The 24,902-nt window shown below is 65.7% G+C and carries 26 protein-coding genes; 5 read left to right on the forward strand and 21 right to left on the reverse strand.

Annotated features, from left to right (window positions below):
• Positions 1–58: 58 nt before the first annotated feature.
• A complete protein-coding gene (locus tag DXK21_RS04635; protein WP_114816611.1) occupies positions 59–577 on the forward strand; it encodes a hypothetical protein in 519 nt (172 codons plus the stop codon).
• Between the two features lies 1 nt (position 578).
• Here the strand turns inward: DXK21_RS04635 and lpdA are convergent, their stop codons facing one another.
• The 12 genes from lpdA to lipA form a co-directional block, all read right to left on the reverse strand.
• Positions 579–1,985, reverse strand: coding sequence for a dihydrolipoyl dehydrogenase (gene lpdA, locus DXK21_RS04640; RefSeq protein ID WP_114816612.1), 1,407 nt, complete (start codon positions 1,983–1,985; stop codon positions 579–581).
• Between the two features lie 2 nt (positions 1,986–1,987).
• Positions 1,988–2,467, reverse strand: a complete 480-nt coding sequence (locus DXK21_RS04645; protein ID WP_114816613.1) for a glutathione peroxidase — start codon at positions 2,465–2,467, stop codon at positions 1,988–1,990.
• A gap of 13 nt (positions 2,468–2,480) precedes the next feature.
• The gene (locus tag DXK21_RS04650; protein WP_114816614.1) at positions 2,481–3,770 is read right to left on the reverse strand and encodes a pyruvate dehydrogenase complex dihydrolipoamide acetyltransferase; all 1,290 of its coding nucleotides are present in this window, start codon (positions 3,768–3,770) and stop codon (positions 2,481–2,483) included.
• The gene (locus DXK21_RS04655; protein ID WP_114816615.1) at positions 3,767–5,122 is read right to left on the reverse strand and encodes a pyruvate dehydrogenase complex E1 component subunit beta; all 1,356 of its coding nucleotides are present in this window, start codon (positions 5,120–5,122) and stop codon (positions 3,767–3,769) included. Before DXK21_RS04655 ends, DXK21_RS04650 begins: the two co-directional genes overlap by 4 nt.
• A gap of 3 nt (positions 5,123–5,125) precedes the next feature.
• Positions 5,126–6,157 carry a pyruvate dehydrogenase (acetyl-transferring) E1 component subunit alpha gene (gene pdhA / locus DXK21_RS04660; protein ID WP_114816616.1) on the reverse strand — a complete coding sequence of 344 codons (1,032 nt, stop codon included), beginning with the start codon at positions 6,155–6,157 and terminating at the stop codon, positions 5,126–5,128.
• Positions 6,158–6,271: 114 nt separating this feature from the next.
• Positions 6,272–6,592 (reverse strand): FtsB family cell division protein, encoded by a 321-nt coding sequence (locus DXK21_RS04665; protein WP_114816617.1) that lies wholly within the window; start codon positions 6,590–6,592, stop codon positions 6,272–6,274.
• 149 nt (positions 6,593–6,741) lie between these two features.
• On the reverse strand, positions 6,742–8,019 hold the full coding sequence (gene eno, locus DXK21_RS04670; protein ID WP_114816618.1) for a phosphopyruvate hydratase: 1,278 nt from the start codon (positions 8,017–8,019) through the stop codon (positions 6,742–6,744).
• 98 nt (positions 8,020–8,117) lie between these two features.
• Entirely contained in the window at positions 8,118–8,729 is a 612-nt protein-coding gene (locus tag DXK21_RS04675; protein WP_114816619.1) for a hypothetical protein, read from the reverse strand.
• Positions 8,730–8,842: 113 nt separating this feature from the next.
• Positions 8,843–9,025: a 50S ribosomal protein L32 gene (rpmF, locus tag DXK21_RS04680; protein ID WP_114816620.1), complete on the reverse strand. Its 183-nt coding sequence runs from the start codon at positions 9,023–9,025 to the stop codon at positions 8,843–8,845.
• Between the two features lie 268 nt (positions 9,026–9,293).
• Positions 9,294–10,424 carry an NAD(P)/FAD-dependent oxidoreductase gene (locus DXK21_RS04685; RefSeq protein WP_114816621.1) on the reverse strand — a complete coding sequence of 377 codons (1,131 nt, stop codon included), beginning with the start codon at positions 10,422–10,424 and terminating at the stop codon, positions 9,294–9,296.
• 4 nt (positions 10,425–10,428) lie between these two features.
• Positions 10,429–10,881, reverse strand: coding sequence for a type II toxin-antitoxin system RatA family toxin (locus tag DXK21_RS04690; protein ID WP_114816622.1), 453 nt, complete (start codon positions 10,879–10,881; stop codon positions 10,429–10,431).
• Between the two features lie 7 nt (positions 10,882–10,888).
• A complete protein-coding gene (lipA, locus tag DXK21_RS04695; protein WP_114816623.1) occupies positions 10,889–11,860 on the reverse strand; it encodes a lipoyl synthase in 972 nt (323 codons plus the stop codon).
• 198 nt (positions 11,861–12,058) lie between these two features.
• On the opposite strand from lipA, the gene DXK21_RS04700 reads away from it, so the two are divergent.
• Together DXK21_RS04700 and DXK21_RS04705 are read left to right on the forward strand one after the other, a co-directional pair.
• On the forward strand, positions 12,059–13,615 hold the full coding sequence (locus DXK21_RS04700) for an AMP-binding protein (protein ID WP_114816624.1): 1,557 nt from the start codon (positions 12,059–12,061) through the stop codon (positions 13,613–13,615).
• 107 nt (positions 13,616–13,722) lie between these two features.
• Complete coding sequence (locus DXK21_RS04705; RefSeq protein WP_114816625.1) at positions 13,723–14,142, forward strand: DoxX family protein; 420 nt, start codon at positions 13,723–13,725, stop codon at positions 14,140–14,142.
• Between the two features lie 21 nt (positions 14,143–14,163).
• On the opposite strand, the gene ygiD is transcribed toward DXK21_RS04705, so the two are convergent.
• The 4 genes from ygiD to DXK21_RS04725 all read right to left on the reverse strand — a co-directional run bounded on the left by ygiD (position 14,164) and on the right by DXK21_RS04725 (position 16,860).
• Positions 14,164–14,919, reverse strand: a complete 756-nt coding sequence (gene ygiD, locus DXK21_RS04710; RefSeq protein ID WP_114816626.1) for a 4,5-DOPA-extradiol-dioxygenase — start codon at positions 14,917–14,919, stop codon at positions 14,164–14,166.
• Between the two features lie 4 nt (positions 14,920–14,923).
• Positions 14,924–15,526, reverse strand: a complete 603-nt coding sequence (gene wrbA / locus DXK21_RS04715) for an NAD(P)H:quinone oxidoreductase (RefSeq protein WP_114816627.1) — start codon at positions 15,524–15,526, stop codon at positions 14,924–14,926.
• 88 nt (positions 15,527–15,614) lie between these two features.
• Positions 15,615–16,082, reverse strand: a complete 468-nt coding sequence (locus DXK21_RS04720; protein ID WP_114816628.1) for a hypothetical protein — start codon at positions 16,080–16,082, stop codon at positions 15,615–15,617.
• Positions 16,057–16,860 (reverse strand): D-alanyl-D-alanine carboxypeptidase family protein, encoded by an 804-nt coding sequence (locus DXK21_RS04725; protein WP_245945106.1) that lies wholly within the window; start codon positions 16,858–16,860, stop codon positions 16,057–16,059. Before DXK21_RS04725 ends, DXK21_RS04720 begins: the two co-directional genes overlap by 26 nt.
• A gap of 172 nt (positions 16,861–17,032) precedes the next feature.
• On the opposite strand from DXK21_RS04725, the gene DXK21_RS04730 reads away from it, so the two are divergent.
• Positions 17,033–18,397: an MFS transporter gene (locus DXK21_RS04730; RefSeq protein ID WP_211305968.1), complete on the forward strand. Its 1,365-nt coding sequence runs from the start codon at positions 17,033–17,035 to the stop codon at positions 18,395–18,397.
• Positions 18,398–19,186: a nucleoside triphosphate pyrophosphohydrolase gene (mazG, locus tag DXK21_RS04735; protein ID WP_114816630.1), complete on the forward strand. Its 789-nt coding sequence runs from the start codon at positions 18,398–18,400 to the stop codon at positions 19,184–19,186.
• Positions 19,187–19,314: 128 nt separating this feature from the next.
• Here the strand turns inward: mazG and DXK21_RS04740 are convergent, their stop codons facing one another.
• The 5 genes from DXK21_RS04740 to ntrX all read right to left on the reverse strand — a co-directional run bounded on the left by DXK21_RS04740 (position 19,315) and on the right by ntrX (position 24,899).
• Positions 19,315–20,943, reverse strand: a complete 1,629-nt coding sequence (locus tag DXK21_RS04740) for a Na+/H+ antiporter (RefSeq protein WP_114816631.1) — start codon at positions 20,941–20,943, stop codon at positions 19,315–19,317.
• Positions 20,944–20,947: 4 nt separating this feature from the next.
• Entirely contained in the window at positions 20,948–22,276 is a 1,329-nt protein-coding gene (gene hflX, locus DXK21_RS04745) for a GTPase HflX (protein ID WP_114816632.1), read from the reverse strand.
• On the reverse strand, positions 22,277–22,522 hold the full coding sequence (gene hfq, locus DXK21_RS04750; protein WP_003164861.1) for an RNA chaperone Hfq: 246 nt from the start codon (positions 22,520–22,522) through the stop codon (positions 22,277–22,279). It lies immediately after the preceding gene.
• 107 nt (positions 22,523–22,629) lie between these two features.
• Complete coding sequence (locus DXK21_RS04755) at positions 22,630–23,490, reverse strand: D-amino-acid transaminase (protein ID WP_114816633.1); 861 nt, start codon at positions 23,488–23,490, stop codon at positions 22,630–22,632.
• A complete protein-coding gene (gene ntrX, locus DXK21_RS04760) occupies positions 23,490–24,899 on the reverse strand; it encodes a nitrogen assimilation response regulator NtrX (protein WP_114816634.1) in 1,410 nt (469 codons plus the stop codon). The genes DXK21_RS04755 and ntrX overlap by 1 nt, the downstream gene beginning before the upstream one ends.
• Positions 24,900–24,902 lie beyond the last annotated feature (3 nt).

Below are 24,902 nucleotides of genomic sequence, written 5' to 3' on the forward strand. Positions count from 1 at the left end.
GTAACTAACCCAAGGACTCTGGTCGCCGCTGGATGAAAACTCAGAGGCACGTCAGTGGATGGCCGACATTGTGGTGTCAGGCATAAATTCCGAACTCATCGTTCAGTGCGTCACGGCCCTTGGAGGCCTTGCCCTTGCTCTATGGACTTACAGTAAAACAAAAAAGTCCGAAGCGATGGCGCGCCATTTCCCAGAAAAAGCAAAAATATATGAAGGCCTTCTCGATCAGTTGAAACGCCTTCAAATCGCCGGCAAGCCCGAAATTGGTGGTCTTGCAATTGATGAGAATGAGATGGCGAAAACAATGCTCGACATCAAATTCAAAGCGATAATTTGGGGCGATCAAGGGCTTCTAGATGCACTTGCAGAGATAGAAAATGTCTCTGAGGACGACGATCTAGTGACGATGTTCGATCGCTGGGCGCGCCTATACGAACAGATGCGAAGAGAACTTGGTCACAAAGACCGGAATGGGTTTGGCTGGGACCTGATAGCACTCAACATACTTCGAGAAGAACGCGACCAATTCTACATGATGAAAAAGGTCGCGCTCTCCAGGCGGACGACTTCAGCCTAAATTATATGTGGATCACGCGTCCGTAGGCGTCCAGAGCCGCCTCATGCATGGCTTCAGACATGGTCGGGTGCGGATAGACGATGCCGTGGATGTCTTCTTCCGTCGCTTCCATGGTGATGGCGGTGACGTAGCCCTGGATCATCTCGGTCACTTCGTGGCCGATCATGTGAGCGCCTATCAGGGCGCCGGTCTGGGCGTCGAAGATGACCTTGACGAAGCCGTCGACCTCGCCCGCCGCCACGGCCTTGCCGTTCACGCGGAACGGGAAGCGGCCGATCTTGACCTCGCGCTTTTCGGCGCGTGCGCCCTGCTCGGTGATGCCGACCGAGGCGACCTGCGGCTGGGCGTAGGTGCAGCCGGCGATGGGCGAATGGACGTTCGGCGTCTTGTAGGTGGCGATATGCTCGGCGGCGTGGATGCCTTCGTGCGACGCCTTGTGCGCCAGCCAGGGCGCGCCGGCGCAGTCGCCGATGGCGTAGAGGCCCTTGACGTTGGTCTGGCAGTGGCTGTCGGTCTTGATGTGGCCGCGGTCCAGTTCGACGCCCAGCGCCTCCAGGCCGATGCCGTCGGTGTTGGCGGTGATGCCGACGGCCGAGATGCAGACCTCGGCTTCCAGCGTCTCGGCCTTGCCGTTCACTTCAACAGCGACCTTCACGCCCTTGGAAGCCTTGGATACCTTCGTGACCTTGGCGCCGATCTTGAACTTGATCCCGCGCTTCTCGAACGACTTCTGCGCGGCCTTGGAGACCTCTTCGTCCTCGACCGGCATGATGCGGTCGACGGCTTCGACGACCGTCACCTCGGCGCCGAGGGCGCGATAGAAGCTGGCGAACTCGATGCCGATGGCACCCGAGCCGATGACGACGAAGGTCTTGGGCAACTTCTTGGGAGCCAGGGCGTCGCGGTAAGCCCAGATCTTGTCGCCGTCCGCTTCCAGCCCGATCTGCGGCAGGGCGCGGGCGCGGGCACCGACGGCCAGCATGACGGTCTTGGCTTCGATGGCGCGCGTGCCGCCGGCCTTCAAAGCGACGACGACCTTGGGCGCAGCGGCGCCCTTTTCGAGCGTGGCAGACCCTTCGATCACCTCGATCTTGTTCTTCTTCATCAGATAGGCGACGCCCTTGTTCATCGTCGCCGCGACCCCGCGCGAGCGCTGGATGATGGCGTCGAAGTCGAAGGACGCGCCCGAAGCGGACAGGCCGTATTCTTTGAGGTGCGACAGGCTCTCGAACTTCTCCCCCGACTTCAGCAGGGCCTTGGTGGGGATACAGCCCCAGTTCAGGCAGATGCCGCCCAGGCTCTCGCGCTCGACGATGGCGACCTTCAGGCCCAGTTGGCTGGCGCGGATCGCCGCGACGTAACCGCCGGGGCCCGAACCGATGACGACGAGATCGAATTCAGCAGCCATGGTCAGATCAACTTCTCGATGTCGGCCTTGATGGCCGCGGGTTCAGTCTGGGGCGAATAGCGCGCGACGACGCGGCCTTCGCGGTCGGTCAGGAACTTGGTGAAGTTCCACTTGATGGCCTGGGAGCCGAGGAAGCCGCGCTTCTGCTGGGTCAGCCAGGCATAGAGCGGGTGCCGGTTCGGCCCGTTGACCTCCACCTTGTCGAACAGGGGAAAGGTCACGTCGAAGCTGGTGGCGCAGAAGGCGGCGATTTCCGCCGCCCTGCCCGGCTCCTGCTGGCCGAACTGGTTGCAGGGAAAGCCCAGCACCTCGAACGGCGCGTCGGCGAAGTCCCGATGCAGCTTCTCCAGCCCGTCATATTGACCGGTGAAGCCGCACTTGGACGCCGTATTGACGATCAGCAGCGCCTGACCGCGATAGCGGTCCAGGGCTACGTCCGTGCCGTCGATGGCGCGGGCGGAGAAGTCATAGACCGAGGTCATGACTTCCGCTCCACTAGGCCAGCATCGCCACGGGGTCTTCGATCAGCGGTTTGAACGCTTGCAGGAAGCGAGCGCCCGTCGCGCCGTCGACCACGCGGTGATCGCAGGTCAGGGTCACGGTCATGACGGTGGCCACGGCCAGTTGCCCGTCCTTGACGACCGGACGTTGCTCACCGGCGCCCACGCTCATGATGCAGCCCTGCGGCTCATTGATGATCGAGGTGAACTGCTTGATGCCGAACATGCCCAGGTTGGACACCGAGAAGGTGCCGCCCTGGAACTCTTCCGGCTTCAGCTTGCGTTCGCGGGCGCGCTTGGCCAGGTCCTTGGACTCGGTCGCGATCTGCGCCAGGCCCTTGGTCTCGGCCTTCTTGATGATCGGGGTGATCAGGCCGCCGTCAATCGCCACCGCCATCGAGACATCGGCGTTGTGGTGCATGGCGATGCCTTCCGGCGTGTAGGAGGCGTTCGCCTCCGGCACCATCTTCAGCGCCAGGGCGGCGGCCTTGATGACGAAGTCGTTGACCGAAACCTTGATGCCCTGCGGCTCCAGCATCTTGTTCACTTTCGCGCGGACGGCCATTAGCTGGTCGATCTCGACATCGATGAAGAGCGGGAAGTGCGGGACGTTCTGGATGCTGTCGACCATGCGACGCGCCACGGCCTTCTTCATCCCGTCCAGCGGGATCAGGTCGTAGCTGCCGTCCGGGATGCCCATCTGGGCCAGCGACGGGGCCTGACGCGGGGCGATGCCCGAGATCGCAGCGGCGGGCGCCGTCGAGGCTGCGGGTTGAACAGCCCCCTTCGGAGCCGCTTCAACGTCGCGCCTGACGATGCGGCCGTGCGGCCCGGTGCCCTTGATCGACTTCAGATCGACGCCGTTCTGGGCGGCGATGCGACGCGCCAGGGGCGACGAGAAGATGCGCTCGCCGCTGTCCGACTTCGGCGCAGCCGAGGCCGGAGTGGCAGGCGCTGCAGCCTTGGGCGCCTCAGCCTTGGCCGGTGCGGCTTCGGCCTTGGGGGCTTCTTCCGTCTTGGCCGTAGGCGCGGGAGCGGCAGCGCCGCCCTCGTCCTTCAGACGAGCGATCGGGGTGTTGACCTTCACGCCTTCCGTGCCTTCGGCGACCAGGATGTCGGTGACTTCGCCTTCATCGACGGCCTCGACTTCCATCGTGGCCTTGTCGGTCTCGATCTCGGCGATGACGTCGCCGGCGGAGACGATGTCCCCGACCTTGACGTGCCACTTGGCCAGGACGCCCTCTTCCATCGTGGGCGACAGGGCGGGCATCAGGATGTCGGTCATGCCATCACCTGCTTCACAGCCGCGATGATCTTGTCCACGCCCGGAAGCGACAGGACTTCCAGGTTGGCGGCGTAGGGCAGCGGCACGTCTTCCTGGTGCACGCGCAGCGGCGGGGCGTCCAGATAGTCGAAGGCGTGTTCGATCACGCGGGCCACGACCTCGGCGCCGACGCCCATCGGGCCCCAGCCTTCTTCGGCCGAGACCAGGCGGCTGGTTTTCTTGACGCTTTCGACGATGGTCTCGTGGTCGAGCGGACGTAGGGTGCGCAGGTCGATGACCTCGGCCTCGATGCCTTCCTCGGCCAGCTTCTCAGCGGCCTGGAGGGCGAAGCCGACCATGCGAGCGTGAGCCGTGATGGTGACGTCCTTGCCTTCGCGGCGGATCTTGGCCTTGCCGATCGGCAGGACGTAGTCATCGCCTTCCGGCACGTCGAACTCGGTGCCGTAGAGCATTTCGTGTTCGAGGAAGACGACCGGGTTCGGGTCGCGGATGGCGGCTTTCAGCAGGCCCTTGGCGTCAGCGGCGTCGTAGGGCGCGATGACCTTCAGGCCCGGAATCTGGGCGTACCAGGCCGAATAGTCCTGGCTGTGCTGGGCGCCGACGCGGCTGGCCGCGCCGTTGGGACCACGGAAGACGATGTCGGCGCGGATCTGACCGCCCGACATATAGAGGGTCTTGGCCGCCGAGTTGATGATGTGGTCGATCGCCTGCATGGCGAAGTTGAACGTCATGAACTCGACGATGGGCTTCAGGCCCGCCATGGCGGCGCCGACGCCAAGACCGGCGAAGCCGTGCTCGGTGATCGGGGTGTCGATGACGCGACGCTCGCCGAACTCCTGCAGCAGGTCGCGGCTGACCTTGTAGGCGCCCTGGTACTGGGCGACTTCCTCGCCGATCAGGAAGACGCGGTCATCACGGCGCATTTCCTCGGCCATGGCGTCGCGCAGGGCGTCGCGCACGGTCGTCTTGACCAGCTTGGCGTCAGCCGGGATTTCCGGGTCGCGCAGTTCGACCTTGGGCGCAGCCGGAGCGGCGGCGGCGGCGGGAGCCGCCTCGGCCTTGGCGGTTTCAGCCTTAAGCGCTTCGGTCTTGGACGCGGGCGCAGGGGCGCTGTCTTCACCGGCCAGACGCGCGATGGGCGTGTTGACCTTCACGTTCTCGGAGCCTTCCGGCACCAGGATTTCCAGCACTTCGCCTTCATCGACGGCTTCGACTTCCATCGTCGCCTTGTCGGTTTCGATCTCGGCGATCACCTGGCCGGCCGACACGGTGTCGCCCGCCTTGATGTGCCACTTGGTCAGCGTGCCCTCTTCCATCGTGGGGGACAGCGCCGGCATCAGAATGTCGGTCACGGTTCAGGCCTCCACGTAGACGTCAGTATAGAGCTCGGACGGGTCCGGCTCAGGGCTTTCGTGTGCGAACTGCACGGCTTCGGCGACGATGGCTTTCACCTCGTTGTCGATGGCCTTCAGTTCTTCCTCGGTCGCCTTGGCGGCGGCGAGCAGCATTTTCAGATGGTCGATGGGGTCGCGGGTCTTCTTGACCTCGTCGACCTCTTCCTTGGTGCGGTACTTGGCCGGGTCCGACATGGAGTGGCCGCGATAGCGGTAGGTCTTCACCTCAAGGATATAGGGACCTTCACCGGCGCGGGCGCGGGCCACGGCGCGGGCGGTGGCGTCACGGACGGCCAAAACGTCCATGCCGTCGACCTGCTCGCCCGGAATGCCGAAGCTGGCGCCGCGCATGTAGAGCTCGGTCGTGGACGACGAGCGTTCAATGCTCGTGCCCATGGCGTACTGGTTGTTCTCGATGATGTAGATGGCCGGCAGCTTCCACAGCTGGGCCATGTTGAAGCTCTCGTACACCTGACCCTGGTTCGAGGCGCCGTCGCCGAAATAGACGAACGAGACGCTGTCGTCACCACGGTACTTGCCCGCGAAGGCCAGGCCGGTGCCCAGCGCCACCTGGGCGCCGACGATGCCGTGACCGCCGTAGAAGCCGGTCGCGGTGTCGAACATGTGCATCGAACCGCCCTTGCCCTTGGACGAGCCGCCGATACGGCCGGTCAGCTCGGCCATGACAGCGTTGGGGTCCATGCCCGCGGCCAGCATGTGGCCGTGGTCGCGGTAGCCGGTGATGATCTTGTCGTGGCCCTGCTTGACGCTCTCCTGAACGCCCACCGCCACGGCCTCCTGGCCGATGTAGAGGTGGCAGAAGCCGCCGATCAGGCCCATGCCGTAAAGCTGGCCCGCGCGCTCCTCGAAGCGGCGGATGAGGACCATCTCGCGGTAGAAGCGCAGCAGGTCTTCTTTCGAAGCCTGGGGCGTGTTCGGAATCTTGGTGTCGTCCGCGCTGGACGAGGATTTATGAGCGGCGGCTTTCGCCATCCGGCATCTCCCGGCTGCGCCCCCAGTTTCAGGGACTCTTATCGTTACGGAAAGGGGCTTTAGCAGCCTTCGTTCCCGAAACGCAAAGCGCGCCGGCCTGGCTGTAACAATAGTTCAGGAGGTCTGGATCGCGTCAGGATTGTGCGCGACCGGGGCGCTCAGGCGAACCACGTAGTCGCGCGGATCGGCAAAGCCGAGCACCGCCCTCGCCCGCTCTTCCAGCAGATCCTTGGACAGGCTCTCGGTCCGCAGGTAGCGCACGCGCACTTCCAGATCGCGGCGTTGCTCCGTCAGGTGGGCCAGTTGAGCCTCGCGTTTGGCGAGAAGCGCGTCCCGCTCGCCGCCGCTCAACAGGCCGCGCTGCCCCGTCAGGGCCTGGACCCCCAGGTAAAGGATCAGGAACAGCAGGAAGGCGGACGGAAGGTAGGGCTTCATCTGCTCGGGCACGACGGACGCTCCTTCTGAGCGTGAACACAGTTTCCCGATCCTGACCGAAAATGCCTAACGAACCGTAGCTTGGCCGTAATTGCGAACGCCGCCTCCGAGGTTCGGAGACGGCGCTGCGCACATCTTTGTGAGGCGGTTTATTTCAGCAGCATGCCGTCGCCGAAATAGGCGGCCTGGTCGCCCAGCATCTCTTCAATGCGCAGCAACTGGTTGTACTTGGCCGTCCGGTCCGAACGAGCCAGCGAGCCGGTCTTGATCTGACCGCAGTTGGTGGCGACCGCCAGGTCGGCGATGGTCGAGTCCTCGGTTTCGCCTGAACGGTGGCTCATCACCGAGGTGTAGCCGGCGCGGTGCGCCATATCGACGGCGTCCAGGGTCTCGGACAGGGTGCCGATCTGGTTGACCTTGATCAGGATGGAGTTGGCCAGGCCTTCGCCGATACCGGCGGCCAGACGACGCGGGTTGGTCACGAACAAGTCATCGCCGACCAGCTGAACGCGGTCGCCCAGACGGTCCGTCAGCAGCTTCCAACCGTCAAAGTCGTCCTCGGCGCAGCCGTCCTCGATGGAGACGATCGGGAAGCGCTCGACCAGATCGGCCAGATAACCGACCATGCCGTCGGCGTCGAAGGCCTTGCCCTCGCCCGTCAGGTTGTACTTGCCGTTCTTGAAGAACTCGGTCGAGGCGACGTCGAGCCCCAGGTGGAAGTCCTCGCCCGCCAGATAGCCGGCGGCCTGACCGGCCTTGGTGATGAAGGCCAGGGCTTCTTCGGCCGAGGCCAGGTTCGGGGCGAAGCCGCCCTCGTCGCCGACGTTGGTGTTGTGACCGGCGTCTTTCAGCGCCTTCTTCAGGGCGTGGAAAATTTCAGCGCCCATGCGTAGGGCGTCCGAGAAGCTGTCGGCGCCGGTCGGCAGGATCATGAACTCCTGGATGTCGATCGGATTATCGGCGTGGGCGCCGCCGTTGATGATGTTCATCATCGGGGTCGGCAGGACGCGGGCCGAGACGCCGCCGATGTAGCGGTGCAGCGGCAGGTTGGCGCTGATGGCGCTGGCCTTGGCCGCAGCCAGCGACACGCCGAGGATGGCGTTGGCGCCGAGGCGCGCCTTGTTGTCGGTGCCGTCCAGTTCGATCAGGGCTTCGTCCAGACGGCGCTGGTCCTCGGCGTCCATACCGGACAGGGCGTCGAAGATCTCGCCGTTGACGGCGTCGACCGCCTTCTGGACGCCCTTGCCGCCCCACATGTCCATGTCGCCATCGCGCAGTTCGACGGCTTCGTGCGCGCCGGTCGAGGCGCCCGAGGGCACGGCGGCGCGGCCAAAGCTGCCGTCTTCCAGGGTCACATCCACTTCAACCGTCGGATTGCCTCGGCTGTCGAGAATCTGGCGGGCGACGATGTCGGCGATGTCAGTCATGAGGAAGGCGCTCTGTCAGGAGAAGAAGGTGCGACGGCCGGTTTAGACCAGCCGCCGCCGAATCGCCACCGGGCGCCGCGCCTTCCCTGATTTCGGCGTCAGCTGCAGCCTTCAACGTTCTGAATGCTGGGTCCGCCCGCATGGATGAAGGCGACCTTGCCGTCGTCACCGATCTCGAACACCAGACCGCGCGCGGTCGGGTCGGTGACATAGGCGCCCTGCAGCTGAGGCTTGCCCGGCCAGAGGGTCACATAGGCCGACGGCGCGCCCTGATACTTGTGCGGCGTCACGGTGGCGGCAGCGTAGCGGGCCTTCAACTGCTCGCCGTCATCGCCGACGCCGACGCCGTCCTCGGTCTTGATGGTCGAGTCCCTGGTGGCGGTCAGCCGCGTCAGGACCCCGTTCTCCACCATGACCAGCAGGCCCTCGGGGGCGCGGGGCGGATGGTAGTAGCGACACTCGGAAGGTTCGGCTTCGGCCGCATTGGCGGGCGGCGGTCCGACCGCAGCGTCCGCCTCGGCCTGGGTCATGCCGATCTTCATCGGGCCATAGCCTAGCGGCGTCAGGACGTTGGCCGAGGCCGCGTCGGCGGGGGCTACGGGCGTGGCGGCTTCCGGGGCCTTCGCTTCGGGCGTCTTGGCGGTTTCGGGGGCGTTGCAGGCGGCCAGGGCCAGCAGGGCGACGGAACAGAGGACGGCGTTACGGATCATGCGGAGCGCTCCAGAGGTTTAGCTTCACCGCACACAACGCACGAAAACGGCGCGCGATATCATCGCGCGCCGTTAAATCTATCGTCCGGCCGAAGCCGAGGCCGTAATGAAGACTAGTCTTCCTTCGGCGTGATGACCTGACGGCCGCGATAGGTGCCGGTCTTCAGGTCGATGTGGTGCGGACGCTTCAGCTCGCCCGTGTCCTTGTCTTCGACATAGGAGTTGGCGCCGAGGGCGTCGTGTGCGCGACGCATGTTGCGACGCGAGGGGGATACTTTGCGTTTCGGAACGGCCATGTCCGTCTCAATCTCTAAGTCGGTGCGCCGTGAAGACGCGAAAACATACAGTGGCGGCCCCCCGATAAGAGCCGCCACGCGAGGGCGGGCTTATGCATGAAGATGTCGCCGATTTCAAGAGCGCCCGACGGATGAGCGCCGCTTGAAGGCGTGGGCCCGATTTCCGTAGCGAATACGGCCGTTTCCGCACCGATTATGGGTCATGCGGACCAGTTCAGGTGGCCAAGACCGCAACGCGTCTCGCCCTTCGCTGGCCCAGGTGATTCGCTCAGGTCCTGGTCAGCGCCTCCGCCACGGCTTCGCCGATGGCCAGGGAACTGGTCAGGCCCGGGCTCTCGATGCCGAACAGGGCCATCAGGCCGTCGATGCCGTGATGCTCGTGCCCATGCAGTTGGAAGTCCGGCTGCGGCTCCCCCGGCCCGTGCAGCTTGGGCCGGATGCCGGCGTAGTCGGGCGTCAGCCGCTCGACCGTCACGCCCGGCCAGAAGCGGCGGATATAGCCCGCGAACCCCTCGGCCTTGGCCGGATCGACGGAATAGTCCTCGGTCTCGACATAGGCCAGGTCGGGGCCAAACACCCCCTGCCCGCCCAGATCCTTGCGGTAGTGGGTGCCCAGCGCCCCCGGAATGGGCGGCGGGTAGATCAGTCGGTTGAACGGCGCCGGGCCTGTCAGGCGGAAATAGACGCCCTTGCCCAGATGGCGCGCCGGAATGTCGGCGGCGGGATAGCCGTCGATGGCGGCGGCGACGGTCTGTGCCGACAGGCCGGGAGCCGTGACCAGCAGGCGGGTCGTCAGTACCGCCCCGCCTTCCCCCGAATCTGGGCCGCCCGCCGTGATCCTGAAACCGCCGTCGGACAGAGGTTCGGCGCGCTCGAACGGCGTGGAGACCACGACCGATCCGCCCGCGTCCTCGATCTCGCCTTGCAGGGCCAGCATATAGCCGTGGCTGTCGAACAGGCCGCTTTCGGGCGACAGGACGGCGGCGTGGGCGTTCAGTTCCGGTTCCAGCGCCCGCGCCTGGGCGCCGGTCAGATGTTCCAGCCCCTCGACGCCGTTGGTCGTGGCCTGCTGAAAGATGGCCTCGATGCGCTCGACCTCGGCCTCCTCGGTCGCCACGACCAGCTTGCCGCACTTCCAGTGGTCAATCTTGTGGCTGCTCAGAAAGTCATAGAGGCCGCGACGCCCCTCGACGCAGAACTTCGCCTTCAGCGAGCCGGTCGGATAGTAAAGCCCGCCGTGGATGACCTCGGAATTGCGCGAGGACACCCCCTGGCCGATGTGGGGTTCCTTCTCCAGCACCAGAACCGACAGACCGCGTTTCGCCAGCGCCCGCCCGCAGGCCAGCCCCACAGCCCCCGCCCCCACGACCGTCGCATCGAAGTCGAAAGGCGCAGTCATGGGCCTACCTCTTGCCGTAAAGGGCCTTCGCCCGCGTTTCGAAACAGTGGATCAGCTTGTCGACCGCACGATCAAAGTTGGCGTGCAGCATCATGTCCAGCATCCGCGATTTGAAGGCGAAGTCGATGAAGAACTCCAGCCGCGTCCCTTCGGGATGGGGGTGAAACTCCCAGCGGTTCTTCAGATGCTTGAACGGGCCGCGGATCAGACCGACCTCGACCTTGGGCGCGTGGATGTCATGCCGGACCCAGGTCGAGAACCGCTCGCTCAGGAAGGCGAAGCCCACGCCCGCCTCGGCGTCAAGCAGGCGGACGCCCGGCGCCTCCTCGCGCTTGTTCCACACGCGCATGGATGTGATCCACGGCACGAAGGCCGGATAGGACTCTACGTCCGCGACCAGGCTCGCCAGTTGCTCGGGCGCATAGGGAAGAATGCGCGTAACGCGATGGACCGCCATTCAGGGCTTAGCGGGCCGAACGGCCTGCCTGGGCCTGACGCGCAGCCTTCAGGCGGGCGAAGTCGTCCCCGGCGTGGTGCGACGACCGCGTCAACGGCGACGACGACACCATCAGGAAGCCCTTGGCGCGAGCGATGGCCTCATAGGCCTTGAACTCTTCCGGCGTGACGAAGCGGTCGATGGCGGCGTGCTTGCGCGTCGGCTGGAGGTACTGGCCGATGGTGATGAAGTCGACGCCGGCGGAACGCATGTCGTCCATCACCTGCATGACCTCTTCCTTGGTCTCGCCCAGGCCGACCATGATGCCGGACTTGGTGAACTGGTTCGGGTCGCGCTCCTTGACCATCTGCAACAGGCGCAAGGAGTGGAAGTAGCGGGCGCCGGGGCGGATCTTCAGATAGAGGCGCGGAACAGTCTCGAGGTTGTGATTGAAGACGTCGGGCGTGGCGTCGATCATCACCTCGGCCGCGCCGTCCTTGCGCAGGAAGTCGGGCGTCAGAATCTCGATGGTGGTGTTGGGCGCCTGAATGCGGATCTGGCGCACCACCTCGGCGAAGTGGGCGGCGCCGCCGTCGGCCACGTCGTCACGGTCCACCGAGGTGATGACCACGTGGTTCAGACCCATCTGCTGCACGGCCAGGCCGACCTTGGCCGGCTCTTCCGGGTCCAGGGCCTGCGGCAAGCCGGTCTTGACGTTGCAGAAGGCACAGGCCCGCGTGCAGGTGTCGCCCATGATCATCAGGGTGGCGTGCTTCTGGCTCCAGCACTCGCCGATGTTGGGACAGGCCGCCTCTTCGCAGACCGTCACCAGACCCTTGGAGCGAACAATCTCCCGGGTCGCATTATATTGGCCCGAGCCGGGCGCCTTGACGCGCAGCCAGTCAGGCTTCTTCAGCACCGCCGATTCCGGGCGGTTCTGTTTTTCCGGGTGACGCAGCTCTGAAGGCTTCTTCGTCAGGGTGTCGATCAGCGTGACCATAGCCGGCGGTCGGGCTCCTGTGCAGAAGGGCGGTATGTCGGCTTTCCGACCGCCGATGGCAAGCCACAGACGGTTTCAGTGATGGAGATGCGACGTTCACGCGACGTTACGCATCTTTTCAAGGCGACCTTACGTCACTAGGTTCCGGCCTCTTGTAACCGAGAGAGCCGTCTCAGAGCTCTCCGAAGGAGGACGTGCTTGCGGGCTGCCCTGGACCCCAAGGTCTATGACGAATCCCTGTTCGACGCGCTGATCGATGCGCGCGCCCGCTATGGCGACAAGGAGATCCTGGAAGACCAGGATCGTCATCCCCTGACCTATACCGGCCTGATCCGCGCCGCCTTCGTGCTGGGGCGCAAGATCGCCGCCATGACCCAGCCGGGCGAGCGCGTCGGCGTTCTGCTGCCGTCCAGCGCGGGCGTGGTCGTGACCTTCTTCGGCCTGCACGCCTTTGGGCGGGTGCCGGTCATGCTGAACTTCACCTCGGGCGAAGCCAATCTGAAGGCGGCGCTGAAGACGGCGGGCGTCACCAAGATCCTGTCGGCCAAGCGGTTCGTCACCCAGGCCAAGCTGGACGACCTGATGACGGCCCTGGGCGAAGTCGCCGAGATCATCTGGCTGGACGACGTGCGCAAGACCATCGGCCTGGCTGACAAGCTGTACGGTCTCAGCGCCGGCATGGCCCCGCGCCGCTTCCGCGTGAAGACCGATCCCGATTCGCCGGGCGTGGTCCTGTTCACCTCCGGCAGCTTCGGCGCGCCCAAGGGCGTGGTGTTGAGCCAGCGCAATCTGGTCGCCAACGCCCGCCAGGTCGCTGCCCATATCGAACTGAAGCCCGAATGGGTGATGTTCAACCCGCTGCCGACCTTCCACTCCCTGGGCCTGACGGGCGGGGTTCTGCTGCCGCTGCTGCAAGGGATGAAGGCGTTCGAATACCCCTCGCCCCTGCACGCCAAGCAGATCACCGACCTGCTGCCCCAGGTGAAGGCCTCGATCCTGTTCGCGACCGACACCTTCCTGAACCAGTACGCGCGTGTGGCCGAGCCGGACGATTTCACCACCCTGCAATTCGTCGTCGCCGGCGCCGAAAAGGTCCGCGACGAGACGCGTCAGATGTTCAACACCAAGTTCGGCGGCGTGGAACTGCTGGAAGGCTATGGCGCGACCGAGGCGGCGCCCGTCGTCGCCGTGAACCACCCCGACCGCAACCGCCCCGGCACGGTCGGCCAGATCATGCCCGGCATGGAATATCGCCTGGACACGGTTCCGGGCATCGAGGGCGGCGGCCAGCTGTTCCTGCGCGGGCCCAATGTCATGGCCGGCTATATCTCGCCGAACGATCCCAAGGGCATAGAGCCGCTGGCGGGCGGCTGGCATGACACCGGCGACATCGTCGACATCGACGACGAGGGCTACATCACCATCCTCGGACGGGTGAAGCGCTTCGCCAAGCTCGGCGGCGAGATGGTGTCCTTGCTGGCGGTCGAGGACATGGCCGGCGCCGTCTGGCCCGACAACCGCCACGCGGCGGTCTCGGTGCCGGACAGCAAGAGGGGCGAACGTCTGATCCTGGTCACAGACCACGAAGGTGCGGCCTCGGCCGAGCTGTCGGAGTGGGCGCGCGACAACGGCGCACCCGAACTGGCGGTGCCGAAAAAGATCATCAAGATCGCCGTCATTCCGGTCCTGGGCACTGGCAAGACCGACTATGTCGCCATCCAGAAGCTGGTCGAGGACGCCCTGAAAGCCGTCTGATCAGGACGGCTTGCAGAGCGCACAGCTTCGCCTAACCTCCGCCTTTGCGCGCTGCGTCGGTCCAGTCCCTGGACCTGACGGACAGGCGTGATCGGGAGGAAAAAAGAATGGCGAGTGCAGCGTCGCTTTCGAGCTGGGCCCCGCGTTTCCAGAGCATTCTGCGGATCGTGGCCGGTCTGCTGATCCTGCAGCATGGCGCGCAGAAGATCCTGGGCTTCCCGCCCGGCGGCCAGGGCGGCGGCTTTGACGTCTCCAGCCTGTCCACGCTGGCCGGTTGGTCCGGCCCGATCGAACTGGTCGGCGGCGTCCTGATCGTGCTGGGTCTGTTCAGCCGCCCGACCGCCTTCATCCTGTCCGGCTTCACCGCCGTGGCCTACTGGATGGTGCACGCGCCGCAGAGCCCATATCCGATCAACAATGGGGGCGAGCTGGCGGCGCTCTACTGCTTTGTCTTCCTGTATCTGTTCTTCGCGGGCCCCGGTCCGATCGCCCTGGACAGCATGATGCGCGGCGGTCGTCGCCGCTGACCGATCAGATCGGCGCCTGGATCAGCCGATCCGGGCGCCGGTCATCGAGATCGAACCGCCCTCGATGGCGTCGGTAAAGAAGCTGACCGCCTCGCCCGGCGCCTGCTGGGCCGCGACGTAGAGCAGCGGCAGATAGTGCTCGTCGGTCGGCACGCTGAGCTGGGCCTCCTCGGCCAGGTTCACCCAGTCGATAAGAGCGTCGTGGTTCCCGGCGACAAAGGCCCGCTTCACCGCCTCGTTGAAATCTACGGCCCAGGCATAGGGCTCGCCGCCCGCACGCTTCCACGTTCGCAGATTGTGCACGAAGTCGCCCGACCCGGCGATGAGGACGCCTTCGTCCCGCAGAGGCCGCAGCGCCTTCGCCAGCTCATAATGACCGCGCGCATCCAGCGTCCGATCCAGCGACAGCTGGACGATGGGCACATCGGCCTCGGGCCAGACATGGGCCAGAACCGACCATGTGCCATGATCCAACCCCCATTGAGTCGTCGCTTGCGCGCCGGTCAGTTCCGCCACCCGAGCCGCCAGCGAGGGCGACCCGGGCGCGGGATACTGCATGGCGTGAAGTTCAGGCGGGAAGCCCCCGAAATCATGAATGGTTTCCGGCTGCTCCTGCGCCGTCACCGCCAGCCCGCGCGTCTCCCAGTGGGCCGAGATCATGACCACGCCCCTGGGCTTGCCGATCTGCTCTCCCAGCGCGCGCCAGGCGTCGGCATAGGGTCCGCCCAGAGCGTTCATCGGAGAACCGTGGCCAAAAAAGACGGCGGGCTGGCGCATGATCCTAACCGTGCAGCTTCTTGGCGATTTCCGCCACATGCTGACCCTGGAAGCGGGCTCCGTCCAGTTCGTTCGGGCTGGGCATGCGCGAGCCGTCGCCCTTGGTCAGGGTGGTGGCGCCATAGGGGGTGCCGCCGGTGATCTCGTCCATGTTCATCTGACCGGCGAAGGAATACGGCAGACCGACCACCACCATGCCCTGGTGCATGAAGTAGTTGTGCAGGCCGGCGAAGGTGGTTTCCTGACCGCCGTGCTGGGTCGCCGAGGCGCTGAACGCGCTGCCGACCTTGCCGATCAACTTGCCCTGCCCCCACAGACCGCCGGTCTGGTCGAGGAAGGCGCGCATCTGCGACGCGGCGGTGCCGAAGCGGGTTCCGGCGCCCAGGATGATGGCGTCGTAGTCGGCCAGTTGGTTCACCTCGGCGATCGGCGCGACCTGATCCATCTTGTAGCCTGACGCCTTGGCCAGCTCGGCAGGCACGGTTTCCGGCACGCGCTTGATGTCCACGACAGCGCCTTCGACGCTGCGCGCGCCCTCGGCGACAGCTTCGGCCATCTGCTCGATGTGGCCATAGGTCGAGTGATAGAGGACGAGAATCTTGGGCATCAAACGCTCCGCTAAATCTGACTGATACAAAAGCAACTGCATCAGTGTCTGATTTAGCGAGATGTTGCGACGCCGCAAGCCCCGGCGGTCAAATTTCCATGCGATGCGCCAAGGGGCAGACCCGGTCGTAGAAGGCCTGCGTCGCGGGCGCGCGCCCCCCGTGCGACAGGATGAAGCGATGCTCGACCACCATGGCCTGCTGTTCGATGTTCAGACCGCTCCAGGCGCACAGGTCGTCCAGCGGATAGGCGTAGGCGGCGGGGCCGTCGCCCGCCCGAAGCTTGCTCATCAGCAGGTTCAGACCGTTCTGCGCCTGCCAGACATGGACCAGTTCATGAACGAAGACGGCCTGGGTACGCAGCGCCGTGCGCGACAGATCCGGCTCCAGCGTCTTTTTCGGCCAGACGATCCAGTCGCGACCGAACCAGCGCCCCGGCACAAAGGCCCGGTCGAACGGCCAGGGCGAGGCCAGGAAGCGTATGTCGTCCAGCCTCAGCGCTGCGCCGAACACCTCGCGCGCCAGCGCCGCCTCACCGTCCGCCAGCGGCCGTATCATCGCCAATCCATTCCCAATGCCAGGGTTCGAACACATAGGGGGTGAAGCCGAAACGGGAAGCATTGGCCACCAGCCAGCGGTAGGCCGGGCCTTCCGCCATGTGGCGGCGGCTCAAAGGATCGGTCGAATCCACCCCCATGCCCTCGACATGGCCGACGTGGATATCAATGGCGGTTCCGGTCCGGTGCGGCGAACAGACGGCGCGGCGCAGGCCGTCGCAGTTCCCTTGTGCGGCGCATCGTGCGGCGTCGGCCTCTGGGTCACGGAAGCCCGAGAAGATCTGCATCAGTTCGGGATCGGCGGCGATGGCGGGAACCTCGGCGCGGGCGGCGGCGGCCATGCGACGATAGGCGTCCAGCACGTCGCGGCGCAGCAGACGCGTCATCCGCTCGGCATGCTCTTCCTGCGGCGACAGATAGGCCAGCAGGCTGATGGGCGGCGGCTCGGGGCACTCCCCCCTTACCCGCGCCATGACGAAGGGGCGCCGTTCCTGCCACAGACCCCGAAACACCTGAAAGGTCGGTTGGTCGAACCGGCCCGTCGCCATCAGCCCATAGCGCGCCTGAAACCCGGCCAGGGCCTCGGCGAAGGCGGGCGACGCCGGATCACACGGCGACCCGATCTCCCGCTGAATCAGGGGCGTATAGGTCTCCCATCCCCACTCCGCCGATCCGAACGGCGACCATTCCAGGGTATAGAGCGAAATGCCGTTGGCCTGGGCCGCATTGTCCCAGGCGTTGGTGGGCCGGTCGCAAATCTGGGCATCGGCCTTCGCCACTCCGGCGCCGCCGAGCGCTGCAAGAACCACTGCAGCAAGGATCGCAAATCGCACTGACATGGCGCCAGCAGGCCTCAGCTTGCCGGGAACCGCAAGGGCGTCTTCGCCTGTTCGCAGAAAACCGGCATGGTGAAGCTGCGGCCGACTCAGGCCGACCATGTTCGGACGCCTGATGTCATCTGTTGCCGCCGCTGACGCACCTCGCCGTTCCAATGCTGTTCTGGCCGCCTTTTCCGGGCCATGCCTGCCGCTGGCGGCTTTCGGCGTGGCCCTGCCCGTCACCCTGCCGGAGTTCTACGCCACGCACGTCGGGCTGGAGCTGGGCGTGGTGGCCGCCGTCTTCATGGCCGTGCGGCTGATCGACATCGTCTTCGACCCCTTCATCGGCTGGGGCATGGACAAGACCAAGACGCGGTTCGGCCGCTATCGTCCGTGGATGATCGTCTCGACGCCCATTCTGATGCTGTCGGCGCTGATGATGTTCGTCCTGGTCCAGCCGGGCGCCGGACCCGCCTATCTGTTCGCCTGGTTGCTGGTCCTCTACCTCGGCTTCTCCATCGGCACCCTGGGCCAGCTGGGCTGGGCGGCGGTTCTGGCGCCGCAATACGACCAGCGTAGTCGCGTCTATGGCTGGTGGCAGGTGTTCAACATCATCGGCGTCATCCTGATCCTGATCCTGCCGACCCTGGTGGTGAAGACCGGCATCGGCGACTACGCCGACGGTGTGCGGATCATGGGCTGGGCCATCCTGATCGCCCTGCCCGTCACCATCGGCCTGGCCATGGTGGCCGTGCCCGAACCGATGAACGTCGGCGCCCCGCCACACGGTGGCCCCAAGGCCTATCTGGCCCTGTTCGGCATGAAGACGGTGCGCAAGCTGCTGATCGCCGACCTGCTTCTGGGCATTGCGCCGGGCATCACCGGCTCGCTGCTGTTCTTCTTCTTCGGCCAGATCAAGGGCTACGACCACACCCAGGCCTCGCTGTTCATGCTGTTCTATTTCGTGGCGGGGCTGGTCGGGGCGCCGATCTGGGCCTGGCTGGCGACCAGGATCGGCAAGGACAAGGCCCTGGCCGTCGCCAGCCTGATCTTCGCCGGCCTCTATATCGCCGCCACCCTGGTCCCCGGCGGCAACTTCGCCCTGACCGCCGTGGTCATGTTCATCGCCGGTCTACCCTATGCAGCGGGCCTGTTCCTGCTGCGAGCCATGATGGCGGACGCGGGCGACGAGGTTCGCCTGGAGACAGGCGTGGACCGCACCGGCCTGATGTTCTCCATCCTGTCGGCCACGACCAAGATCGGCCACGTCGTGGCGCTGATCCCTTACCTGATCCTGCAATGGGTGGGGTTCAAGGCCCTGCCGGGACCTGAGGGCAACAGCGAGTTTTCGCTGCTGGCGCTGCAAATCCTGTTCATCGCCGTCCCGGGCCTGCTATTGGCCGCGACCGCCTGGGTGCTGAAGGGCTATCCTCTGACGCCCAAGCGCCACGATGAAATCCGCGAGGCCTTGGCTGCCCGCGACGCCGGGACCGCCTGAATGACCCACTCCGTCGACCGCCTGAAAGAGATCATGGTTCGCCTGCGCGATCCGAACGGCGGTTGCCCCTGGGACGTCGAGCAGACCTTCGCGACCATCGCCCCCTACACGATCGAGGAGGCCTACGAGGTCGCGGACGCCATCGAGCGCGCCGACATGGAGGAGTTGAAGGTCGAACTGGGCGACCTGCTGTTTCAGGTCGTCTTCCACGCCCGCATGGCCGAGGAGGCTGGGCATTTCGCCTTTGACGACGTGGCCGACGCCATGGCGGACAAGCTGGTCCGCCGTCATCCTCACGTCTTTGGCGAGGAAGCCGCCAAGCCCAGCGGCTCGGCCCAGAAAGCCCGCTGGGAGGACATCAAGGCCGCCGAGCGTCAGGCCAAGGCGCAGCACGGCGTGCTGGACGATGTTCCGGTCGGCCTGCCCGCCCTGACCCGCGCCGCCAAACTGACCAAGCGCGCGGGCCGCGTCGGCTTCGACTGGCCCTCGACCGACGAGGTCTTCGACAAGCTGGCCGAAGAGGTCGAGGAACTGCGTGTCGAGATCGCCGCCGGCGACAAGGACAAGGCGCGCGAGGAACTGGGCGACCTGCTGTTCGTCGTCGCCAATCTGGCCCGCAAGCTGGAGGTGGAACCCGAAGACGCCCTGCGCGCCGCCAACGCCAAATTCATCCGCCGCTTCGGCTTTATCGAAGCCGAACTGGCCAAGGACGGCCGCACCCCGGAACAGTCGAACCTGGCCGAGATGGACGCCCTGTGGGACGCCGCCAAGGCGGCGGAGAAGAGCTGATTCACCTGCCGTGCTGTCATCCCGGAAGCGGCGTAGCCGCTATCCGGGACCGCTAAAAACGCAAACGGCCGTATCTTGAGCGGTCCCGGCTCTCCGCCTGCGGCTGCGGCCGGGATGACGGGGCAGGATCACACGTAGCGCAGTTCCTGCAGATCGATCTCGCGGATCAGGCGGCGCGCGGTTTCTTCATCCACTAGTCTCTGTCGCCCCAGACGGACAAGTTCGTCGCGTTCGGCGGCCAGCCCGGCCAGCCGCAGCTGGCGCTCGATCTCGTCGCCGCGCTGGGCGCGGGCCAGATCATCGCCCTCGCTGTGGCTGCGGCTCTCGATTCGGCGACGATAGACCTCCATCAGACGGGCGGCGGTCTCGGCATAGAGATCAGGGTCCGACTTGCCTTCCGCCATGAAGTGCTGTCGGTCCTCGATGGCGCGCATGGCCGCCGTGGCCGCAGCAACCCTCGACCGATCTTCTTCCTCGAGGTGTGACGGCTCGGGCGGCAGTTCGACGTTCTTCAGTAGACGCGGCAAGGCGATGGTGGCCAGCACCAGGGAGACAATGATGACCCCCGCCGCCAGGAAGATGGCCAGGTTGCGCGCCGGCATGGGCGTGCCGTCGCTCAGAACGAAAGGCAGAGTCAGGATGCCAGCCAGGGTGATGGCCCCGCGCACGCCCGCCAGAGACATGACGGCGACGAGGCGCAATCCCACCCGAGGCGGCGCGCTACGCCCCCGCCTGCGGTACAGGGTCAGCTTCAGCGAGGTCCACACCCAGACGAAGCGCAGCGTCGCCAGCGCCGCCACGATGGCGAAGACATAGACCGCCAGCCACCAGACCTCCTTGTGCTGGGTCGTCTGGATGACCTCGGCGGCGCGGGCCATGATTGACGGCATCTGCTCGCCGAGGATGACGAAGATCAGGCCGTTGGCGACGAACTGCACCGTGTCCCAGACCACGGCCCGGCGAATGCGGGTGGCCGCCTGGGCCATGCCGCTACGCTCGGTGAAGCTCATGGTCACACCTGCGGCCACCGCCGCCAGAATGCCCGATCCATGCACGGCTTCGGCGGCCAGATAGGCCGCAAAGGGGATCAGGAGGCTGATCAGGATCTGCCCGCCGACATCCTCGCCCCAACGGCGGCTGATCCAGCCCTTGAGCAGGCCGATGGCCAGGGTCACGACGACCCCGACCGCGATCCCTGACACGGCCAGCCAGGCGAAGGTGCCGACGGCGTTGGTCAGGGAAAACGCCCCGGTCGTCGCCGCGACCACGGCGATCCGCATACAGGTCAGGCCGGTCGCATCGTTGAGCAGCGATTCGCCCTCGAGGATGTGCATCAGGCGCTTGGGGATCGGCGCGCGGGCCGCCACCGCCGACACTGCGATGGGATCGGTCGGCGACAGGATGGCTGCCAGAGCGAACGCCACCGCCAGCGGCATGGCCGGGATCATCCAGTGGATCAGGAAGCCCACCCCCAGAACGGTGAAGACCACCAGCCCCAGCGCCAGCTCCAGAATCACGACCCGATCTCGGAACAAGGCCTCGTTGGGAATGCGCCAGCCGTCCACGAACAGCAGGGGCGGCAGGAAAAGCAGGAAGAAGATGTCCGGCTTCAGATCGACCGATTGCCCTGTGATCAGGACCACGCCCGCCCCTAGACCGATCTGCACCAGAGGCAGGGCGATCCGGGTCATCCGCGCCACCCAGCCCGAGACCACGACGGCCAGGAGCAGGAAGAGGATGGTCTCGATCAGGTGCATGGAACTAGTTGATGATGTCCGGGTAGAGGCGCTCCAGTCGTCCCAATGCCGAGGGATGCAGTCGCACCACCATATGCGTCCGACCGTCAGCGTCCGTGTCCCGGAAGGTCACGCGGCCGTTCTCGTACAGCCAGGCCAGAGCTTCGCCCTGGTCCGGTTGCAGCGTCAGGCGCGTCTCGGGATCGTCGTCGATCAGGCCGGCGATGGCTTCGCGCAAGGCCTCGATCCCCTCGCCCGTCCAGGCCGAAACCGCGACAGCCTTGCCCTCGCGCGCCAGACGTTCAGCCTGGCCCGTAACCGCTTCACGCACGTCGGGGTCCAGCAGGTCGATCTTGTTCCAGACTTCGAGGATGCGACGCGGCTTCTTTTCGCCATTGGGGCCCTCCGGCGTCGGGATCTGCTCCAGCACCGCCTCGACGTCCTTGGCCTGGGCGTCGCTGTCGGGCGAGGCGATGTCGCGGACGTGCAGGATCAGGTCGGCCTCGCCCACCTCTTCCAGCGTGGCGCGGAAGCTCTCGACCAGTTCATGCGGCAGGTCAGAGATGAAGCCCACGGTGTCGGCGATGATGGCCGGACGGCCCTGCGGCAGACGAATGGTGCGCTGGGTCGTGTCCAGGGTAGCGAACAGCAGGTCCTTGGCGAAGACCTCGGACCCCGTCAGACGGTTGAACAGGGTCGACTTGCCCGCATTGGTGTAGCCAACCAGGGCCACCGAGGGGAAAGGCACCTTCTTGCGGGCCTTGCGGTGCAGACCGCGCGTGCGGCGCACCTCTTCCAGTTCGGCCTTCAGGCGCACGATGCGGTCGGCGATCAGGCGTCGGTCCAGTTCGATCTGGGTTTCGCCGGGGCCGCCGGTTGAGCCGGTGCCGCCGCGCTGGCGCTCCAGGTGGGTCCATGTGCGGACCAGACGCGAGCGTTCATAGTCCAGCCGGGCCAGTTCGACCTGCAACCGCCCCTCCTTGGTGCGCGCACGGCGACCAAAGATTTCCAAGATCAGGCCGGTGCGGTCGATGACCTTCACCTCCCACGCCTTTTCCAGATTGCGCTGCTGCACCGGCGACAGGTCGTCGTCGATGACCACGGCCTCGGCGTCGGCGGCGCGAACCAGGGCGGCCAGTTCCTCGACCTTGCCCGAACCGAACAGGGTCGCGGGCGTGGTGGAGCGCAGACGCACGATCTCTTCGGCGCGCACGTCGAGGTCCAGCGCGCGGGCCAGGCCCGCGGCTTCCTCAAGACGCTCTGAGGCCAGCCTTGGGCTGTCCGAGCGGCGGTCGGGGTGGATGACAACCGCCCGGATCAGCGGAACGGTGTGGTCGATGTGTTTGGAGGTCAATCAGTCTTCTTCGGCGTCCGGCTCGTACAGCTGCACGGGCGCGGACGGCATGATGGTCGAGATGGCGTGCTTATAGACGAGCTGCGACTGGCCATCGCGACGCAGCAGCACACAGAAGTTGTCGAACCAGGTCACGATGCCCTGCAACTTGACGCCATTGACCAGGAAGATGGTCAGCGGAGTCTTGGTCTTGCGGACGCTGTTGAGGAAGGTGTCCTGAAGGTTCTGGCGTTTGTCTTGCGACATGGCAGGTTTGTCCTGTTCTTGGTTCTTTTTCGCCGGCCAAGGCAGCCGGTGCGGACTCGACGGCCCGCACACAACCTTAGACGCCCCTTCGCCGTCGCGGCAACGCCCTAAATGGCCTCGCGGCGCGCCTGTTCAAGATAGACCTCTCGCAGTCGGGTCGCGACCGGACCAGGCTTGCCGTCGGCGATCTTCGCGCCGTCCAGAGACACGATGGGCATAACGAAGGAACTGGCGGCGGTGACGAAGACTTCCTTCGCGCGCTTGGCCTCGTCCACGCTGAACGGACGTTCGTCCAGCTCAATGCCCTCGGCCTCGGCCAGCTTGAGGATGGCCGTGCGGGTGATGCCCCGCAGGATATTGGCCTGGGTGTCGCGCGTGCGCAGCTTGCCGTTCTCATCGACAATCCAGGCGTTGGTGGACGAACCTTCCGTCACCAGTCCCATCTCATCGACCATCAGGCATTCATAGGCGCCCTTTTCGCGCGCGGCCTGCTTGGCCAGGACGTTGGGCAGCAGGCCCACGGTCTTGATGTCGCAACGGCCCCAGCGGATGTCGGGCATGGTCACGCCCGCGGCGCCCCTGGCGGCCAGGGCATCGCCCTTGGCCAGGTCGATGGTCTTGGAGGTGACGATGACGCTGGGCGGCGTGTCCTGCGGGAAGGCGTGGTCGCGCGGCGAGGTCCCGCGCGTGACCTGCAGATAGACGATGCCGTTGCGCACCCGGTTACGCCGGATGGTTTCCTTGAGCACGCGCTCCAGCGCCTGGGCGGTCATCGGAATCGGGATGCGAAGCTCGGTCAGGCTGCGCGCCAGACGGCTCATGTGGCCATCGAAATCGGCCAGCCGGCCGTCGAACACCGACCAGACCTCATAGACGCCGTCGGCGAACTGGAAGCCGCGATCCTCGATGTGAACCGTGGCGCCGCTATGGGCCTGATAGGTTCCGTTGACATAGGCGATCCTGGACATCAGGCCCCCTCTCCCTCTTCGTCGTCTCCGCCGCGAGCGGGCGAAACGCCCAGCGACTTCAGTTTGCGGTGCAGCGCGGATCTTTCCATGCCGATGAAGGCGGCCGTGCGCGAGATATTTCCACCAAAACGCATGATCTGCGCCGCCAGATAGTCCCGCTCGAACACTTCGCGCGCCTCGCGCAACGGCAGGGCGATGATTCGATCGGCGCCCAGCGACGAGGCCCCGCCCGACGAGGCCACCTCCTGCGGCAGCATGTCGGCCGTGATCGGCTCGTCTGCATCGCCCGTCGCCAGGATCAGCAGGCGCTCGACGTTGTTGCGCAGTTGGCGGACATTCCCCGGCCAGGGGTGGACCTGCAGTACGGCCAGGGCGTCGTCGGCGATGCGGCGATGCGGCAAGCCCTGAGACGACGAAAGATTATCGACGAAATACTCGATCAGTTCGGCGATATCCTCGCGACGCTCGGAAAGAGGCGGCACGCGGATCGGCACCACGTTTAGGCGATGGAACAGATCCTCGCGGAAGCGCCCTTCTGCGATCTCGACCTTCAGGTCGCGGGCGGTCGAGGTGACGACCCGGACATCGACCTGAACATCCTGTTCGCCCCCGACCCGGCGGAATCGCTGCTCGACCAGGACGCGCAGGATGCGGCTCTGGCTCTCGCGCGGCATGTCGCCGACGTCGTCCAGGTAGAGAGTGCCGTTGTGAGCGCGTTCAAAGACGCCGATCTTGCGCGGACGGCCGTCGCCGCCTTCCTCGCCGAACAGTTCGACGTCCAGGCGTTCCGGGGTCATGCCGGCGGCCGAGATGGCGACGAACTCGGATCGGGCGCGCGGACTGGCGTCGTGGATCTGACGCGCCACCAGCTCCTTGCCCGAGCCCGGCGGACCCGAGATCAGCACGCGGCTGTTGGCCGGGGCGACCTTGGCGATGGTGCCCCGCAGCAGTTGCGCCGCCGCCGACTTCCCGATCAGGCCGGTCGGGGCCATGGTCTGCGCCCGCAGGCGACGGTTTTCGCGCTTCAGCGACGCGGATTCCAGCGCGCGCTCGACCACGACCACCAGTCGGTCCGACTTGAACGGCTTCTCGATAAAGTCATAGGCGCCGCGCTTCAGGGCGCTGACGGCGGTTTCGATATTGCCGTGCCCCGAGATCATGACGACCGGCAGGTCCTGGTCCAGTTCTTTGACCACGTCCAGCAGTTCCAGCCCGTCCAGACCGCCGCCCTGCATCCAGATGTCAAGCACGGCCAGCGACGGCTTGCGCGCCCGGATCGCGGCCAGGGCCTCGTCCGAGTTGGCGGCCGTGCGGACCGAGTGGCCCTCGTCCTCGAGCAGGCCAGAGACCAGTTCGCGGATATCCGCCTCGTCGTCCACGACCAGAATGTCGGCACCTGTATTGCGCATGAC

It is taken from the genome of Brevundimonas bullata, assembly GCF_003350205.1.
In the GTDB taxonomy this organism is placed as follows: Bacteria; Pseudomonadota; Alphaproteobacteria; order Caulobacterales; family Caulobacteraceae; genus Brevundimonas; species Brevundimonas bullata.